The sequence below is a fragment of the Ruegeria sp. K7 genome (assembly GCF_056531785.1).
Genome location: NZ_JBQFMJ010000017.1, coordinates 1 through 15,145 on the forward strand (window position 1 = coordinate 1; position 15,145 = coordinate 15,145).

General features: G+C 57.1%; 13 protein-coding genes and 1 pseudogene. 10 read left to right on the forward strand and 4 right to left on the reverse strand.

The features are described 5' to 3' along the window. Positions 1–234: 234 nt before the first annotated feature. Positions 235–1,131, reverse strand: a complete 897-nt coding sequence (locus tag ACR0FE_RS20780; protein ID WP_480914996.1) for a LysR family transcriptional regulator — start codon at positions 1,129–1,131, stop codon at positions 235–237. 135 nt (positions 1,132–1,266) lie between these two features. Here ACR0FE_RS20780 and ACR0FE_RS20785 point away from each other — a divergent pair, with 135 nt between their 5' ends. The 4 genes from ACR0FE_RS20785 to speB all read left to right on the forward strand — a co-directional run bounded on the left by ACR0FE_RS20785 (position 1,267) and on the right by speB (position 5,222). After that, entirely contained in the window at positions 1,267–2,283 is a 1,017-nt protein-coding gene (locus tag ACR0FE_RS20785; protein WP_480908798.1) for a TRAP transporter substrate-binding protein, read from the forward strand. Between the two features lie 68 nt (positions 2,284–2,351). Continuing rightward, a complete protein-coding gene (locus tag ACR0FE_RS20790) occupies positions 2,352–2,957 on the forward strand; it encodes a TRAP transporter small permease (RefSeq protein ID WP_480914999.1) in 606 nt (201 codons plus the stop codon). Next, the gene (locus ACR0FE_RS20795; RefSeq protein ID WP_170807497.1) at positions 2,954–4,234 is read left to right on the forward strand and encodes a TRAP transporter large permease; all 1,281 of its coding nucleotides are present in this window, start codon (positions 2,954–2,956) and stop codon (positions 4,232–4,234) included. Before ACR0FE_RS20790 ends, ACR0FE_RS20795 begins: the two co-directional genes overlap by 4 nt. A gap of 22 nt (positions 4,235–4,256) precedes the next feature. Further along, positions 4,257–5,222 carry an agmatinase gene (gene speB, locus ACR0FE_RS20800; protein WP_170617292.1) on the forward strand — a complete coding sequence of 322 codons (966 nt, stop codon included), beginning with the start codon at positions 4,257–4,259 and terminating at the stop codon, positions 5,220–5,222. A gap of 226 nt (positions 5,223–5,448) precedes the next feature. Here speB and ACR0FE_RS20805 read toward each other — a convergent pair whose 3' ends face one another. Next, complete coding sequence (locus ACR0FE_RS20805; protein WP_480915001.1) at positions 5,449–6,129, reverse strand: GntR family transcriptional regulator; 681 nt, start codon at positions 6,127–6,129, stop codon at positions 5,449–5,451. Positions 6,130–6,481: 352 nt separating this feature from the next. Between ACR0FE_RS20805 and ACR0FE_RS20810 the strand changes: the two are divergent. Both ACR0FE_RS20810 and ACR0FE_RS20815 read left to right on the forward strand, forming a co-directional pair. Then, positions 6,482–7,440: pseudogene (locus ACR0FE_RS20810) on the forward strand (TAXI family TRAP transporter solute-binding subunit). 73 nt (positions 7,441–7,513) lie between these two features. Continuing rightward, positions 7,514–8,464 carry an aminotransferase class IV gene (locus ACR0FE_RS20815; protein ID WP_480915003.1) on the forward strand — a complete coding sequence of 317 codons (951 nt, stop codon included), beginning with the start codon at positions 7,514–7,516 and terminating at the stop codon, positions 8,462–8,464. A gap of 294 nt (positions 8,465–8,758) precedes the next feature. Here ACR0FE_RS20815 and ACR0FE_RS20820 read toward each other — a convergent pair whose 3' ends face one another. After that, positions 8,759–10,300 (reverse strand): phospholipase D family protein, encoded by a 1,542-nt coding sequence (locus ACR0FE_RS20820; RefSeq protein ID WP_480915005.1) that lies wholly within the window; start codon positions 10,298–10,300, stop codon positions 8,759–8,761. A 283-nt stretch (positions 10,301–10,583) separates the two neighbouring features. Beyond that, positions 10,584–11,999, reverse strand: coding sequence for a MocR-like pyridoxine biosynthesis transcription factor PdxR (gene pdxR / locus ACR0FE_RS20825; RefSeq protein WP_480915007.1), 1,416 nt, complete (start codon positions 11,997–11,999; stop codon positions 10,584–10,586). 94 nt (positions 12,000–12,093) lie between these two features. On the opposite strand from pdxR, the gene ACR0FE_RS20830 reads away from it, so the two are divergent. From ACR0FE_RS20830 to ACR0FE_RS20845, 4 genes are read left to right on the forward strand one after another with little or no spacing between them, the layout of a single operon-like run. Then, positions 12,094–12,840, forward strand: a complete 747-nt coding sequence (locus tag ACR0FE_RS20830) for a GNAT family N-acetyltransferase (RefSeq protein ID WP_480915009.1) — start codon at positions 12,094–12,096, stop codon at positions 12,838–12,840. Further along, complete coding sequence (locus tag ACR0FE_RS20835) at positions 12,837–14,021, forward strand: MFS transporter (RefSeq protein WP_480915011.1); 1,185 nt, start codon at positions 12,837–12,839, stop codon at positions 14,019–14,021. The genes ACR0FE_RS20830 and ACR0FE_RS20835 overlap by 4 nt, the downstream gene beginning before the upstream one ends. Beyond that, positions 14,018–14,758, forward strand: a complete 741-nt coding sequence (locus ACR0FE_RS20840) for a YggS family pyridoxal phosphate-dependent enzyme (RefSeq protein ID WP_480915013.1) — start codon at positions 14,018–14,020, stop codon at positions 14,756–14,758. Before ACR0FE_RS20835 ends, ACR0FE_RS20840 begins: the two co-directional genes overlap by 4 nt. Further along, positions 14,755–15,099, forward strand: a complete 345-nt coding sequence (locus ACR0FE_RS20845) for an antibiotic biosynthesis monooxygenase family protein (RefSeq protein WP_170617276.1) — start codon at positions 14,755–14,757, stop codon at positions 15,097–15,099. Before ACR0FE_RS20840 ends, ACR0FE_RS20845 begins: the two co-directional genes overlap by 4 nt. The last annotated feature ends 46 nt before the right edge of the window (positions 15,100–15,145 follow it).

The following is a 15,145-nucleotide window of genomic DNA, read 5'->3' on the forward strand; positions in this document are numbered from 1 at the left end:
AGCCGCGACCCGATAAAACCCGCGCCCCCCGTGATCAGAATCTTCATTAAGCTATCCACCATGTCTACAGATGGCGCGTCACTAGTTCATTCAGGCGAATTTCGCAATGTAGCCCGGATGTGCCGGGTGCAACCGGCCTGAAAATTCAACGTCTCAGGCGTTGTCCTGGAGCCGGCAGGTGCCGGCATTTATTGGGGCAGGTGAGCCCAAATACTAGCTACACGGCCAGTGCATTTAGGTTTCAACCGCCTCGCATGACCGGAGCACGTCCGCCACAAAAAGTTCAACTGCCTGTCTGTGCAGGCTGGAAGATCGCGTTGCGAGGTAGAATGTCGAGGTCCAGTGCAGTCTTTCAGGCGCAAGTTCTCTCAGACGGCCGTTTTGCCCAAGGCCTTCCACAAAGTGAACAGGCAGCGGCCCCAGAAAATGGCCGGTTTCAATCAATGTCGCCATCGCCTCCATATTTGCCACGACCGCTTTGGATTCCTGGGATTGCAGTTCTGGCGATACCAGCATGCCGTAGGACCGCTGGCAAATCTGATGTTGGGAGATAACGTCGAGATCGATCTTGTTGTCGGGCTGGTCGTACAATGGATGGTCTCGGCCGCAGTAGAGCCGATGTTCTTCCTGACACAGTTCGTTGTAGGTCAGTTCGGCAACCTGATTGCGAAAGGGCGCAATTGCCACATGCAGTTCCCCGGTCAGCAACCGTTGCGTCAATTCTGTTGGTGAGGCAACGACGACTTCCAACTGCACCTCGTTTGGCCGATCCAGAAATCGCTTGAGGGCTTCTGCCAGGTTCAGCTCGGCCAACGAGTTGACAGCGTCCACGACGCCGATCCTCAAATCGCCGGCTATCGTATTTCGAAGCCCCAGCAGTTCGGCATCAAAATCACGCGCGCTCCGCAATATGTCTTTGGCCTTTTTATACGCAATCTCGCCGCGTTCCGTCAGCCAGAAACCGCCGCGCCCCCGTTCGCAGACCCGGTAACCAAGCGCAGCTTCCAGGTCGCGGATTCGGATGCTGATGGCTGATTGGGTGATACCCAGCGCATATTGCGCATCGGTGAATCCACCGCAATCGACCACGGCAACAAAAGTCTCCAGAAGTGTATTTCTCAGCAGTTTCAACGATCAGCCCTCACCGCGGTCATTGCATGAAGAATCCTTATGTCAACATTTACAGTATGATATTTTTTAATGAAAGGAACCGTGATGTGATCTCCCTCAGAAGCAACTGACTAAGCGAAACGGGAGGATATTCGCGTGGCTTTTACTCTGAGTACCCTAAGAACAACTGCGACCGCCGCGCTGCTCGGGCTGGCGCCCATTGGTGTGCTGGCGGAAGACTGGAAATTCGCCATCGAGGAAATTCCGGGCTCGATCATGGACGCCTATGCGCAGGAGTTCAAATCCCGCATCGAAACCGCGACGAATGGTGACGTGACCGTGACCGTCTATCCGATGGGCACGCTGGGCACGCCGACAGAAACAGTCGAGCAGGCCGCCGATGGCATCATCCAGTTCACCAATGTCTCGATCGGCAACCTGGGCACTGTTGTGCCGGAAAGCCAGGTGTTCCTGCTGCCCTACCTGCTGCCGTCCGACCCGGCTGCAATCTCGAACATCCTGAGCAGCTCGGAAACCATATACGGCCCGATGAATGATGATTTCCGCCAGCGCGGTCTGGAAGTTCTGACGATGTATTCCGAAGGCCCGCAGGTCTGGACCACCAACCGCGAGATCCGCACGCCTGAAGATTTCGACAACTTCAAGATGCGCGTGATGGTGTCGCCGATCCTGTTGGAAACCTACAAGAACATGGGTGCAAGCCCGACACCGCTGCCGTTTGGCGAAGTGTTCGGGGCGCTGCAACTGGGTGCTGTTGATGGTCAGGTCAACCCGATCCCGACCATCGAAGAGATGAAGTTCTATGAAGTCACCAGCCACCTGATCTGGGCTGGCGAGCAGGAGCTTGTCACCACTGTCGTGGCCGGCTCGGATTGGTTTGAAACCCTCAGTCCTGACCGTCAGCAACTGGTGCGTGACACCATGGCGGACATGACCGGTTTCATCGACGGTGTCGTTGCCGACTTTAACCAGCAGCGTCTGGACATCATCAAGGAAGCCAAGCCCGACATCGGTCTGGTTGTTCTGACCGAAGAAGAGCGTGACGTGTTCCGTGCACGCAGCACCGACACTTCGGCGGCCTATGTCGATACCGTCGGTTCCCGCGGTCAGGAGTTGCTTGACGCACTGCAGGCGGAGCTTGCGGGTAACTGATCTCCCCACCACTCACACAAAACTTCCTCACGCGCCCTGCGCGTGAGGGCTTTCAAAGGGAGGACACCATGCAAAGCGGCACCGCCACTCCCTTCGGCTTTCTGGGAAAGATCGACGCCGTCATCGGACGGATCGAAGTCTGGATCCTGGGCTGGGGGATCATCCTGATGGCCGTGAACACAATCGCCAATGTTTTTGGTCGCTATGTGTTCAACCAGTCCATCTATTTCTCTGAAGAACTGAACGAGTTCCTGATCGTCATCGTCACCTTCATGGGGCTGGGCTATGCCACCCGCAAGGGTATCCACATCCGCATGTCGGCGATCTATGACGCTCTGCCGATCAAACTGCGCAAGGCTTTGATGGTGGTGATTGCCGCCACCACCGCAGTCGTCATGGCGGTACTGGCCTGGTACGCGCTTGAATATGTTCAGAAAGTCGCCTCGCGCGGGCGGATAACTCCGGCGCTGCAGCTGCCGCTGTACCTGACTTATGTCTGGGTGGTGATCGGACTTGCGCTGGCCTCGTTCCAATACCTGTTGACCGCGATCCGCAACCTGAATTTCGCCGAGGAAGAGGTCTACGTCTCGTACCTCGAGGTCGACAGCTACGAAGATCCCGAGACTGCGGCGGCCATCAAGAAATTCGAAGATTCCAAGGAGGCAGGCAAATGACCGAGTTGATGCTGGTCGTCATGATCGTCCTGCTGCTGGCAGGCTTCCCGATGAAAATGCCGCTGATCTCGGCGGCGGTGCTGGGGTTCCTTGTCTACTTCCCGGACATGAACATGCAGATCCTGATCCAACAGATGATCGGGGGTGTGAAACCGGCTGCGCTGATCGCGGTGCCGATGTTCATTCTGGCCGCTGACATCATCACACGCGGTCATTCTGCCAACCGGCTGATCGACCTTGTCATGAGCTTCATGGGCCATATCAAGGGCGGATTGGCGATCTCTGTCACCTCGGCCTGCGCCTTGTTCGGCGCGGTTTGTGGCTCGACACAGGCGACCGTGGTGGCCATCGGCGGCGCGATGCGCCCCCGGATGCTTAAATCGGGCTACAGCGACAGTTTCTCGATCGGTCTGATCGTGAACGCCGCCGACCTCGCCTATCTGATCCCGCCGTCGATCGGCATGATCATCTATGGCGTCGTGTCGGGCACTTCGATCTCGCAACTGTTCATCGCGGGTATCCTGCCGGGTCTGCTGATCGTGGCGCTGTTCTCGGCCTATTGCATGGTCTACGCCTATCGCCGTGACATCCCCGTGCTGCCGCGCGAGGGCTGGGCGCAGCGTTTTACCGCCCTGCGTAAAGCGCTATGGCCGATGGGTTTCCCAGCGATCATCGTAGGCGGTATTTATGGCGGTGTCTTCTCTCCGACCGAGGCGGCGGCGATCTGTGTGCTCTATGCGGTCGTGCTGGAGGTTGTGATCTTCCGCTCGATCAAGGTGGGTGATCTGTTCGATATTGCGTTGTCCACCGGTGCCATCACTTCGGTCGTTTTCATCCTGATTGCGGCAGGCGCGGCATTCAGCTGGACGCTGAGTTTTGCCCAAGTGCCACAGACGATCATCGCCGCACTGGGTCTGGAAAGTGCCAGCCCGCTGATGGTGTTGCTGGCAATCAACGTGGCCTTCTTCGTCGGCTGCATGTTCGTGGACTCGATCGTGGTGATCCTGATTCTGGTTCCGATATTTGCGCCGATGATCAAATCCAGCGGCCTCGACCCGGTATTGGTCGGTGTTCTGATCACGCTTCAGGTTGCCATCGGCGCGGCCACGCCACCCTTCGGCTGCAACCTGTTCACTGCCATCGCGGTCTTCCGCCGCCCCTTTGTCGAGGTGGTACGCGGAGTACCCCCGTTCCTGATCATCCTTTTGATCGTGACGGGCTTGCTGATAACCTTCCCTCAAATCGCCCTGTTCCTGCCGGAACTGGCCTATCGCTAAACCATAAGAAACGGAGAAAAACATGTCGGGACATGGTTATGAAGCTGGTCGTCTGAATCTGCCTTTTGTCGGCATCTCGACCTTTGGCAAGAAGCCTTATGTCGAGAACTGGGACGAAATCGACGCGGATGTGGCGATCCTTGGCGCGCCATTTGATTTCGGCTGTCAGTTCCGCTCGGGCGCACGGTTCGGGCCACGCTCGGTGCGCGAGGCATCGACCCTGTTCAGCTTTGGTCACGCGGGAGCTTATGATCACGAGGATGACGCCACCTATCTGGGCAGCGACGTTCGCATCGTCGATCTGGGGGACGCCGACATCATCCACACCAAGACCGAGGAGAGCCACGCCAACATCGAATACGGCGTCAGGAAAATCCTCGATGCCGGCGCGATCCCTGTCACCATCGGCGGCGACCATTCGGTCAATATTCCCTGCATCAATGCATATAAGGACGACTGCGCCAAAAACGGCCCGATCCACGTCATTCAGATCGATGCGCATCTGGACTTCGTCGACGAACGGCACGGTGTCACCGTTGGCCATGGCAACCCGATGCGCCGCGCCATCGAAAAGGATTATGTCTCGGGCATGACCCAACTGGGTATCCGCAACGTGTCCTCGACCGCGAAAGAGGGGTATGACGATGCGCGGGCGCGCGGATCGGACATCCTGTCGGTGAGGCAGGTTCGCAAGCTGGGCGTCGAAGGCGTTCTGGATCGCATCCCGGAAGGCAGCCGGTACTATGTCACTATCGATATCGACGCTTTCTGCCCGTCGATTGCGCCGGGTACAGGAACACCCAGCCATGGCGGGTTTCAGTACTATGACGTGCTGGAAATCCTGCAGGGCCTCAGCAAACGCGGCGACGTGGTCGGCATCGATCTGGTCGAGGTCGCGCCTGCTTATGACCCCTCGGAAAGCACACAAATCCTGGCGGCCCAATTGTTGCTGAACTTTATCGGGTTCATTTTCCACAACAGGAAATAGGCTCCCTCCCATGGCGTTTTCTGATGCCGTGAGATGCCGGCGCGCTGACAACAAACGTCGCGTGCCGGTTTGGACTGTTCCCATGATGCATTGACGGTTGCGAGGCTTGAACCAAGGCCCCTTTGCATCCTCGGACGATCGGTTCGGGAAGTGGCGCGAATCTCAAGATGTGCGACTCAAAGGGCGTGCAGTGTTTGTTCAATCCCCGGGAGAGCTATGGCCTGACTTACGAAACGTTTCGTTCATCAAGAAACTTCATCGTATTTTCCAGGCCTTGTCGCATGTGGTCTTCAAGGTGGTCCAGCATATCATCCAGGCTGTCCCCATTGGCAAGCTGAATGTACTTGTCGTGGGACTCATGGAGCGGGCCGCCACGCCCATGCGCCTTTTGATGCATGGCAAAGTAAAACTGCAGGTTGGGTTTCAGACGTTCCCAGCTTTGCAACAGCAGGGTGTGCCCCGACAGTTCGTAGCACCAAGAATGAAGGTGCATTTCGGCCATGATCGCGCCGTATGGATCATTGTTCGAGATACAATCGCATAGCTTGTTGTTTCGCATCTGCAGGTCGGCGAGGCTGATCAGATCGCGCTTGTCCCAGCAGAACTGGAAGGCCATCTTCTCGAGCCCGGTGCGAAACGAATAGATTTCATCCAGATCAACCGGATCCAGTGTACGCAGGAAGGTTCCGCGGAAAGGCAGATAGACCAGAAGCCCGATCTCACTCAATTGAACCATGGCCTCGCGAAGCGTCGCGCGGCTTACATCCAAATTGGCGGCAACTTGTGTTTCCAGTAGCTTTGCACCCGGATCCAGATTGCCGGTCAGGATCAGTTTCTGGAGGCGCTCCAGTGTTCTGTCTTTCAGCGTGTCGCCGGATTTCTCTGGTGAGGATGCTTGCCGTGTCATTTCGATCCCGTTGATGGAACACCCGATGGGTGGAAGGCGAGATTACTTCTTTAAGCCAGGATAGCCAGAAAAATGACCGATGCTGAGCTTTCTATTCCGGTTCGATGGCTGGCTGCGGTGTTTGGAAACTTGAGTTAGTTCGAATATGCAATATTGTCGACAATAACGCAAATTGTCGACAATATAAAAATCCTGCTGTAGTGTCATGCTAGGTGGGGATTCGAAAAGCGCGAAACCTGGCTGCGATTGCCCACCCCATCGGCAAGAACAGTTCATCCGGTCCGGAACCGGGATGACGCAACAGGTGAAAAGGGAGAAATTCATGTTGTCGACCGGCGTACTCAAACGGAAAATGCACTCGGGGCTTGCGGTGATTGGCGCTGCTGCGCTGCTGTCGGACGCTCCGGCAAAAGCCGAAGAGTTCCTGACCATCGGCACGGGCGGTGTTACCGGCATCTATTACGCCGTTGGCGGCGGTATCTGCCGGCTGGTCAATCAGGGACGGAAAGAGCACGGCATTCGCTGCTCGGTCGAGAGCACCGGCGGTTCGGTCTACAATCTGCGCACGATGCGTGAAGGTGAACTGGAGATGGGCATTGTGCAATCGGACTGGCAGTTCCACGCCCTGAACGGAACCAGCTTATTCGAAGAAGATGGTCCGGATTCTGAGCTTCGCAGCCTGTTTTCGCTGCATCCGGATACGGTCATCATCGCCGCGCGCAAGGATACGGGGATCGAGTCGCTGGACGATCTTGGCGGTCGGACCATCAACCTGGGCAATCCCGGCTCTGGTACGCGAGGGACGGCAGAGGTTCTGGTAGACGCGTTGGGTTGGGACATGGATCACTTCGGGCTGGTCACCGAATTGAAGTCCGCAGAACAATCCGCAGCGCTGTGCGACAATACCATCGAGGCGTTTCTGATGGTTGCTGGGAACCCGGTGGCCAACGTTCTGGAGGCCACCACAACCTGCGACATCAACATCATTCCGGTTGAAGGCGAAGCCGTGCAGGCTCTGGTCGAGAGCAAACCCTATATTGTAACGTCACCATTCCGGGTGGTCTGTACCGCGGCGTAGATGGAGACGTTCCGTCCTTCGGTCTTCCGTCCACCTTCGTGACATCCTCGGACGTGCCGGAAGAAACCGTCTACGTGATGGTCAAGGCGGTCTTTGACAACTTTGATGCCTTCAAGTCGTTTCACCCGGCCTTTGCCAACCTCAAGAAAGAGGAGATGGTCGTAAACGGACTGTCCGCTCCGATGCACCCCGGTGCAGAGCGCTATTTCCGCGAAGTCGGGTTGTTAAACTAACCACCTTTACCGGGGCGGCGGCTATCGCCGCCTCTGCACCACCTAAACCCAGCGTCCAGCTACGAGCGAAGATATGAGCGAGCAATCCCTGAGCCATTCCACCCATGACGCGCAGGAAGATCTGCGCAATCGGGACATCAAGATCTTTCTCAACGGCAGGATCGTACCGCGCAGCGAAGCGATGGTGTCCGTCTACGATTCCGGCTTCATGCTGGGTGATGGGATGTGGGAGGGGCTGCGGCTTTATGACGGTGTATGGGCGTTTTTTGACGAACACATGGATCGGTTTTTTAACAGCTGCAAGGCCGTCTCGATTGATGTTGGCATGACCAAGGCCGAGGTCCTGCAGGCGCTGAACGACACCGCCAAGGCCAACGGTATGACAACGGACGCGCATTGCCGGTTCATGGTGACTCGTGGTCCAAAGGACAAGCCGTTTCAGCATCCGGGGTTGTCACGTTCCGGGCCAACGGTAGTTGCGATCGTCGAGCACTCGAAGCCGGTGGACAGCCTGATGAGCCAGGGCATCCGGCTGGCCACCGTGCCTCAGGTGCGTGGCCTGCCGATGAGCCAGGACGCCAAGTATAACAGCCACTCGAAACTGAACTGCGTTATCGCATGTTTGCAGGCCGAGCAGGCGGGTGCCGACGAAGCCCTGATGCTGGACCCTCATGGCTTTGTGAACACCACGAATGCATGCAACTTTTTCATTGTGCGCCGTGGCGAGGTTTGGACATCCAACGGAGACTACTGCATGAATGGGGTGACGCGCCAAAAGGTCATCGACCTGTGCCATGCTAACGACATCCCTGTGTTCGAAAAGAACTACTCGCTCTACGAAGCCTATGGTGCCGACGAGGCATTCCTGACAGGTACTTTCGGCGCCCAGACACCCGTCGCGTCAATTGACGGGAAAAAGATCGGTGAACATGAAGGTGCCGGTCCAATGACACATCGCATCCGAGAGCTTTACAAGGAGCTTGTGCAGCGAAATGTCCACCATCAAGGCGGTTGCCCCTACTAAGCGGAGAGCATTGAGCGCGACCTGGCCAAACTGTTGCTTTTTTTCGGTCTGCTATGTGCGCGCCGTCTTCCAAAATGAGTGATGTTGAGGAAGGGGAACCTGCAAAATCACAGCGGACATTGTCCGCCCACATGGCCTCCAGAGTGAGAGAGGCATGTTCTTCCAACAGCAACTTGGCGTTATCCGCATCTTTGACCAGAGCAGCGTCGAACATGCCTATGGGATCAGAACCCTCAGTCCGGTTATCGCAAGCAACGACGGCTCGTAAACACCTGACTGTTCAAAGTAGGGTAACTAGAGCATCCACTCGACCGGCAGCCACCTTACGACCGCCGTCATCGCGCGCTGGAAGCTGCTGGTTTCCGGTTCCGTCGTGTGAACAGTGACTGTCCCGTCTTTTTCTTCTTGCAACCAGATCACCTCACCGTTGTCGGCCAGTTCAACACGGTACGCGAATTCGGGCCTGTTCAGTTGATCGGCAAGCGACGCTGCAATCGCGGGGCTTTCGACCAGCAATCCCATTTCGGTATTGAGACGCGCAGATCTAGGGTCAAGGTTATAGGAACCGATAAAGACCCGCTTTCCATCCGACCCAAAGACCTTCGCGTGTAATCCCGATGCTGAACCGGCCAGTATCTCGGGCAGGCTTCGGTCGCGATGTTCCTGCCGTAACGCCCGAAGTTCCAGCAACTCGACACCGCTGTTCAGCAGGCCATCCCTGTATCGCATATAGGCCGCATGAACCGGCATGACGTCCGTGGCGTCCAGCGAGTTGGTCAGAACGCGGACCTTAACGCCGGACTTCGCCAACCCTTCCAGAATGTCAGCGCCTCTTTCGCCGGGAATAAAATACGCCGACACAAGGTCCAGTGAGGTTTCAGAGCCTTGCGCGAATTCGATCAGCCGTTCCACGATCAGGTCTTCGCCTTTGACTTCGCCAAGGCCTTTTGCCGGGTCGTCAGCAAAAAGGGTGATTTCGCTCCATTCGAACTTCAGATCATGTGCGGCTATTTGGTCGGTCAGCGCATTTTCCTGGATTGCCTTTTGATAGCCCGCGCCAACGGCAGTCTGTCGCGCAGCGTCGGCCGTGGATTGAAGGCTTTGTTCCGCCGGAGGCCCAAGAAAGAGGTCGGCGTCGTAGGATGAACCGCTGTTCCAGTATGAGTCGAAGGATTGCGAAACCTCGTCCACGATCGGACCAATGGCTATCGCGTCCACGTCCAGGTAGTGGGTTCCAGCGCCGTAATCGAAGTATATGTCGCCGACATTGCGGCCCCCGACAATCGTTGCCACACCGTCCACTGTCATTGATTTGTTGTGCATGCGTCGATTCAGGCGGCCGAAGTCAAAAGCATATGACAGGAGTTTTGGGTTTCTCAGCGTGAACGGATTGAAAATACGCACATTTGCGGTCGGTAGGGCATCGAGTTCGGCAAGATAACTGTCCGTTCCGGATATGCCGTTATCGTCGACCAGCAATCTGACCCGCACGCCGCGCTCGGCCGCCGACCTAAGCTCATCCAGCAGCATCAGGCCCGTGACGTCATCTTGCCAGATGTAGTACTGAGCATCGATTGAGGAAACCGCCTCTCTCGCGAGGATGGCCCGGGCCGCGAAAGCCACGCGCCCATTGCCCAAAGGCCGAATTCCGTCCCGCCCGGGATTCCGTTCGAGAGCGTTTTTGATCGTCTCCCCCAAGGGTCCGGTCCAGTCCGCATCTTGCTTCAGCGTTCGCTCAGAGAAGTTCTCTTCAGGAAGCGGAAACGCCAGTCTTAACCCGACTACGGCGATTGCGATCACCGCTACTGCAATCAAACAAATCCTGATCAGCCGCATTCAGGGTCCCTTGTTGTGCGCGCCGGATTGGCCTTGTTGCCGAGATTGACCTATTGGAACTTGGATTTTCAAGAGAATAGATCGAAGCAAGTGGTTTAGCGACATGCTGTGACTGCCTTTGGGCGGAATCAGACCATCGCGCTAAGTTCCGGACTCTGAGTAAGGGTGTGGATCTCAGCCTGCCGATCTTAAGCAAAGTGAGGGTCTGCGCATCGAACAACAGGATCGTTCACTCGAAATTCGGCACGGATTGCGCTTTAGGCTTTGCAGAGCGAACGGACGGTCACTGGCGGGCTTTGCGCCTCATGAAACAGGTTTTTAACGCGGCCAATGCCGAATCCATTTCTTCCTCGGAGTACCCGCAAAAGCCAAGGATCAGGCCATTGTGGGCCGAACCTTTGACTGAGAACCGTGATAGCGGCTGCGCTGTGACGCCCATCTCTGATGCGCGCATGGAAATTTCGGTATCTTCGAAGCCATCGTTGAGGTGCAACACGACCTGCATACCCGCCTGGTGGTTGATGAAGTGCCCATAATCCGAGAAATCGTGCTTGAGCCGTTCCAGAAGATATTTCCGCCGGTCATCGTATATCCGACGCACCCGGCGCAAGTGTCGGTAAAATTCCCCTGACTTCATGAACTCGGCCAGCGCCTGTTGGGGCATATAGCTCGCTTTCAGCCCGAAGCGCCTCAACGTTGTTCGGAAACGGTCGATCAGGACCTCGGGGACGATGACATATCCCAACCGCAATGAATTAGAGAATACCTTGGAGAAACTGCCGACATAGATTGCTCGGTTCAGACTATCAAATCCCGCCATGGCATGGATCGGACGGCCCGCATACCGGAATTCGCTGTCGTAGTCGTCTTCGAGAACCCACGCGTCATTTCTTTGCGCCCATGCCAGGAAATCCAGCCGACGGCTTGGCGACATGGCCCCACCAAGCGGGTATTGATGAGACGGAGTCAACACGGCAAGCTTTGGCACGGTGCCCTGTTCGGGCAAACGGGCGCCGCTTTCATCCACGTCCAGATAAGTTGGCGCAAGCCCCTGGGCGTCGGCAAGCTGGCGAACGGGCAGATAGCCCGGGTTTTCCAGGCCGACGATCTCGCCTTTGCCAACCAGACTGCGCAAACAAATCTCGATTGCATCGATTGAGCCGGCGGTTACGATGATCTGATGCGGCGAGGCATCGATCCCACGCCACTCTGATACATGTGCGGCGATGGCTTCGCGCAGATCGCTGTTTCCAAAACCGGAACTCCCGACCAGCATGGCCTCGGGATTTGTTCGGCAGACGCGGGCAACCGCCTTGGCCCACTGCCGGTGCGGGAACAATCGCATGTCCGGATAGCTGGCCTCGAAAGGGATCGGGGTTTTGATCTGTTTATCAGCGGATCGGGTCCCTGTGCGATTGCCTGACTTGGTCAATTCAACTTCACCCAAGGCACAAATGGTGTAGCCTGACCCTTGCAGGCTGTTCAGATAGCCTTCGGCAACCAGTTGTTCATAGGCTGTTACGATGGTCGAACGCGACACACCAAGTTCGGTGGCAAACACGCGGGTTGGCGGCAGTTTCGAACCCTCGGCCAGATCGCCGGAAATGGCGAGGTCTCGGATAGCAGCACAGATCTGCTCGAAGACCGGTGTTTTTGCGGACCGGTCGATGGAAAAGGCAAGCCAGGGTGTTTGCTTCATATTGGTATGCTCATTTTTGCCGATTTTGGACATTAATAAACATCCAAAATCATGACAATCCATTCCCGACCAAAAACACCTTGAGGACGCCGCCATGACAGTGCGTAGAAATGAATACGGTCAGTCGATCGGCATGGCCTTGCCCAAGTGGGCAGGCGCCGAGCACCCCGGACACAAGGGAATGGCCGGGCGCTATGCGCGCTTGATCTCTCTGGATCCGTTGACGCACACAAAAGAACTGTTCGAGGCGTTCAGCCAGGATCGTTCGGGAAAAATCTGGACCTACAACTTCATTGGACCGTTCAACACGGCTTCGAGTCTCAGGGCCTGGACCGAAGGCGCCAGCGGCGTTGACGCGCAACCCTATTTTGCTGTGATCGATCAGGAAACCGGCAAGGCGTCGGGGATTGCCAGCTTTATGCGCATCCAGCCCGAACATGGCGTGATCGAGATCGGCGGCATCACTTTCGCACCCGGCTTGCAACGCACAAGGGTTGCGACCGAGGCGATATACCTGATGATGCAGCGCGCCATGACCGAACTGGGCTATCGCCGCCTGGAATGGAAATGCGACGCGTTGAACACACCCTCTCGGGCAGCGGCAGAGCGTTTCGGTTTTCGGTTCGAAGGCGTGTTCCAACAGGCAGCCACTTACAAGGGCCGCAACCGTGACACCGCTTGGTATGCGCTTTTGGATCGGGAATGGGAACCCGTCCAGCGTGGTTTCCAGACGTGGCTTGCACCGGAAAACTTCGATGAAGGTGGCCGACAGCACCAGAAGCTCTCGGACCTGATCGCGCTGGAACGCTCCAAATTCTACAAAACGGAGGACGTCGCATGAACCGACTGACCATGTTCGCCCTGTTTTACACCGCCAGTTTCCTTCAGGCGGGTGCCTATGGCCTCACGTTCATGTTGCCGCGCCTGTTCGAAACCTTTGGGGCCAATGAGAAAGTGGTGGGCGTAACGTTGTTCGTCACCACCATCGCCACGCTGATCACTGTCTATTATGCCGGTCATCTGTCAGACAGGTTCGGGCGCCTGCGCACGCTTGGTGTGGCCTGTTTGTCCATCGCGGCCGCGCTGACCGCCTATGGCCTCGCCGAAGGTGTCGGGGCGCTTCTGATCTTTGCCAGCATCGCGATCGGCTTTGGCTGGGGACTGACCTACGCGCTGTCGCCCATCGTTCTGACCCGCTTGGTCACGACCGCTGAACGGGTTCGTTATTTTGCCATTCTGTCGGTCGCCTTGATGGCCGGGTTCGGCCTGTCGCCGGTCATGGCGTCGATGATGGAAAAAGCCGGCATGACGGTGAACACCGCATTCTTTGTCACGGCCGCACTGTGCGCACTGGCCGGCGCTATCTTCTTTGCCCTCATCAAGCCTGTTCGCGCTCATTCCGAGGGCTCCGGCCCCGAGCTGCGCTCCTCCCTCTCGCTGGCCGGCGTCGCCGCTATCATGCGCTCGCGTGCGCGACTGCCGGTGATCATGGTCTGCCTTGGCGCGTCGGTCTTTGCCGGGATGAACAACTTTCAGACCGTCTTTGCGGATGAGCGTGGACTGGATTACGCCGATTATTTCCTAATCTACACGGTCACTGTCGTGCTGTTCCGGGTGGCGCTGGCGCGGTTCAAAGGCGGGCGCAATCCCTACATGACGATCGCCGCCCTGCAATACGTGATGTTCGGGTCCGTTGTGCTGTTCATGGGGATCGGCGGCAATGTCCAGATGTATCTGGTCGTCGCCTTCCTGTTCGGCATCGGTTACGGGGTAAGCTATCCGATCCTGGCAGCGATGGCAGCCAATGATGCCGACCAGGACCTTTTGCCCCAGACACTTCAGTTCTTCGCTCTTTCTTACTTCATTGGCATCTTCGGCTTCCCGCTGGTGGCGGGATGGATGATCGTCGAATTGGGCAACTTAGCACTTCTGATCCTGGTGGCCGCCCTGGCCGGGATCGAGGCAACCATGGCGGCATTACGCGGCGCGCAGCAACGCAAGGCTGTTCCGGTCAGCACATGACCCGGATTGCCGAGAACCTTGCGGCGGTGCAAGCCCGGATCACCCGCGCTTGTATCGCCTGCAACCGAAACTCGGCGGAGGTGACGCTGCTGCTGGCGACCAAGACGCAACCGGCAGCACGGATCCTGGAAGCCATGGCGCACGGCCCCTTCCTGACCGGCGAGAACCGCGTGCAGGAACTTGTCGAGAAATCACCGGCTCTGGCCGGGCACAGGATAGAACGGCATCTGATAGGGCACCTGCAATCGAACAAGGCGGGTAAGGCATTGGAACATGTCACTTACGTGCAATCCGTCGACCGGCTGTCGATCGCCGAAAAGCTGAATCGCCTGTGCGAGGTTCGAGAACGGGAGTTAGATGTTTTCCTGCAATTCAACACATCGGGCGAGGCCAGCAAGTTCGGCATGGATCCAGCCGACGCCATATCATTCGCCCGTGCCGTGGCTGCACTGCCCAACCTGCGGGTGCGGGGCTTGATGACGGTTGGTTTGCTGGCCCCGCACCCGGTTCTGTCCCGCGATAGTCTGCGCGACTTGCGCCTGTTGCGGGACAAGATCACATCCGAAGATATAGACGACGTGGACCTGCGCCACCTGTCGATGGGCATGAGCACGGATCTTGAGATTGCTATTCAGGAAGGATCAACCATGCTTCGCATCGGGACTGACGTTTTCGGAAAACGAAACCTGCCGCCGGGAACCTTTTGGCCCGAAAAAGAATGGGAGTATCTGGCATGATTGCAGTCATCTTCGAGGTTGAAATCGCCGACGGGCGAAAACAGGACTATCTGGACGTTGCCGCAGACCTGAAGCCGCTGCTGGAGCAGGTGGATGGGTTCATATCCGTCGAACGCTTTCAAAGCCTGACCAATCCCGGAAAACTGCTGTCGCTTTCATTCTTTAGGGATGAGAAGGCTGTTGAAGCTTGGCGCAATCTGCCGCGTCACCGGGCCGGACAGGCCATGGGCCGAGACGGAATTTTCGAAGGTTATCGCCTGCGCGTTGCCGGTGTGATCCGGGACTACGGAATGAACGACCGGGAACAGGCCCCGAAGGACAGCCGGGAAACGCACAGTTGAAGGTTGGGTGCCTCGCTGCCGTCGATCCGCATCTGGAATTGCCTGA

Excerpts from the sequence above, each read along its gene's own strand:
- ACR0FE_RS20845 (WP_170617276.1), top strand. The coding sequence starts at position 14,755 with ATGATTGCAGTCATCTTCGAGGTTGAAATCGCCGACGGGCGAAAACAG.
- speB (WP_170617292.1), top strand. The coding sequence starts at position 4,257 with ATGTCGGGACATGGTTATGAAGCTGGTCGTCTGAATCTGCCTTTTGTC.
- ACR0FE_RS20815 (WP_480915003.1), top strand. The coding sequence starts at position 7,514 with ATGAGCGAGCAATCCCTGAGCCATTCCACCCATGACGCGCAGGAAGAT.
- ACR0FE_RS20795 (WP_170807497.1), top strand. The coding sequence starts at position 2,954 with ATGACCGAGTTGATGCTGGTCGTCATGATCGTCCTGCTGCTGGCAGGC.
- pdxR (WP_480915007.1), bottom strand. The coding sequence starts at position 11,999 with ATGAAGCAAACACCCTGGCTTGCCTTTTCCATCGACCGGTCCGCAAAA.
- ACR0FE_RS20835 (WP_480915011.1), top strand. The coding sequence starts at position 12,837 with ATGAACCGACTGACCATGTTCGCCCTGTTTTACACCGCCAGTTTCCTT.
- ACR0FE_RS20840 (WP_480915013.1), top strand. The coding sequence starts at position 14,018 with ATGACCCGGATTGCCGAGAACCTTGCGGCGGTGCAAGCCCGGATCACC.
- ACR0FE_RS20830 (WP_480915009.1), top strand. The coding sequence starts at position 12,094 with ATGACAGTGCGTAGAAATGAATACGGTCAGTCGATCGGCATGGCCTTG.
- ACR0FE_RS20820 (WP_480915005.1), bottom strand. The coding sequence starts at position 10,300 with ATGCGGCTGATCAGGATTTGTTTGATTGCAGTAGCGGTGATCGCAATC.
- ACR0FE_RS20790 (WP_480914999.1), top strand. The coding sequence starts at position 2,352 with ATGCAAAGCGGCACCGCCACTCCCTTCGGCTTTCTGGGAAAGATCGAC.
- ACR0FE_RS20805 (WP_480915001.1), bottom strand. The coding sequence starts at position 6,129 with ATGACACGGCAAGCATCCTCACCAGAGAAATCCGGCGACACGCTGAAA.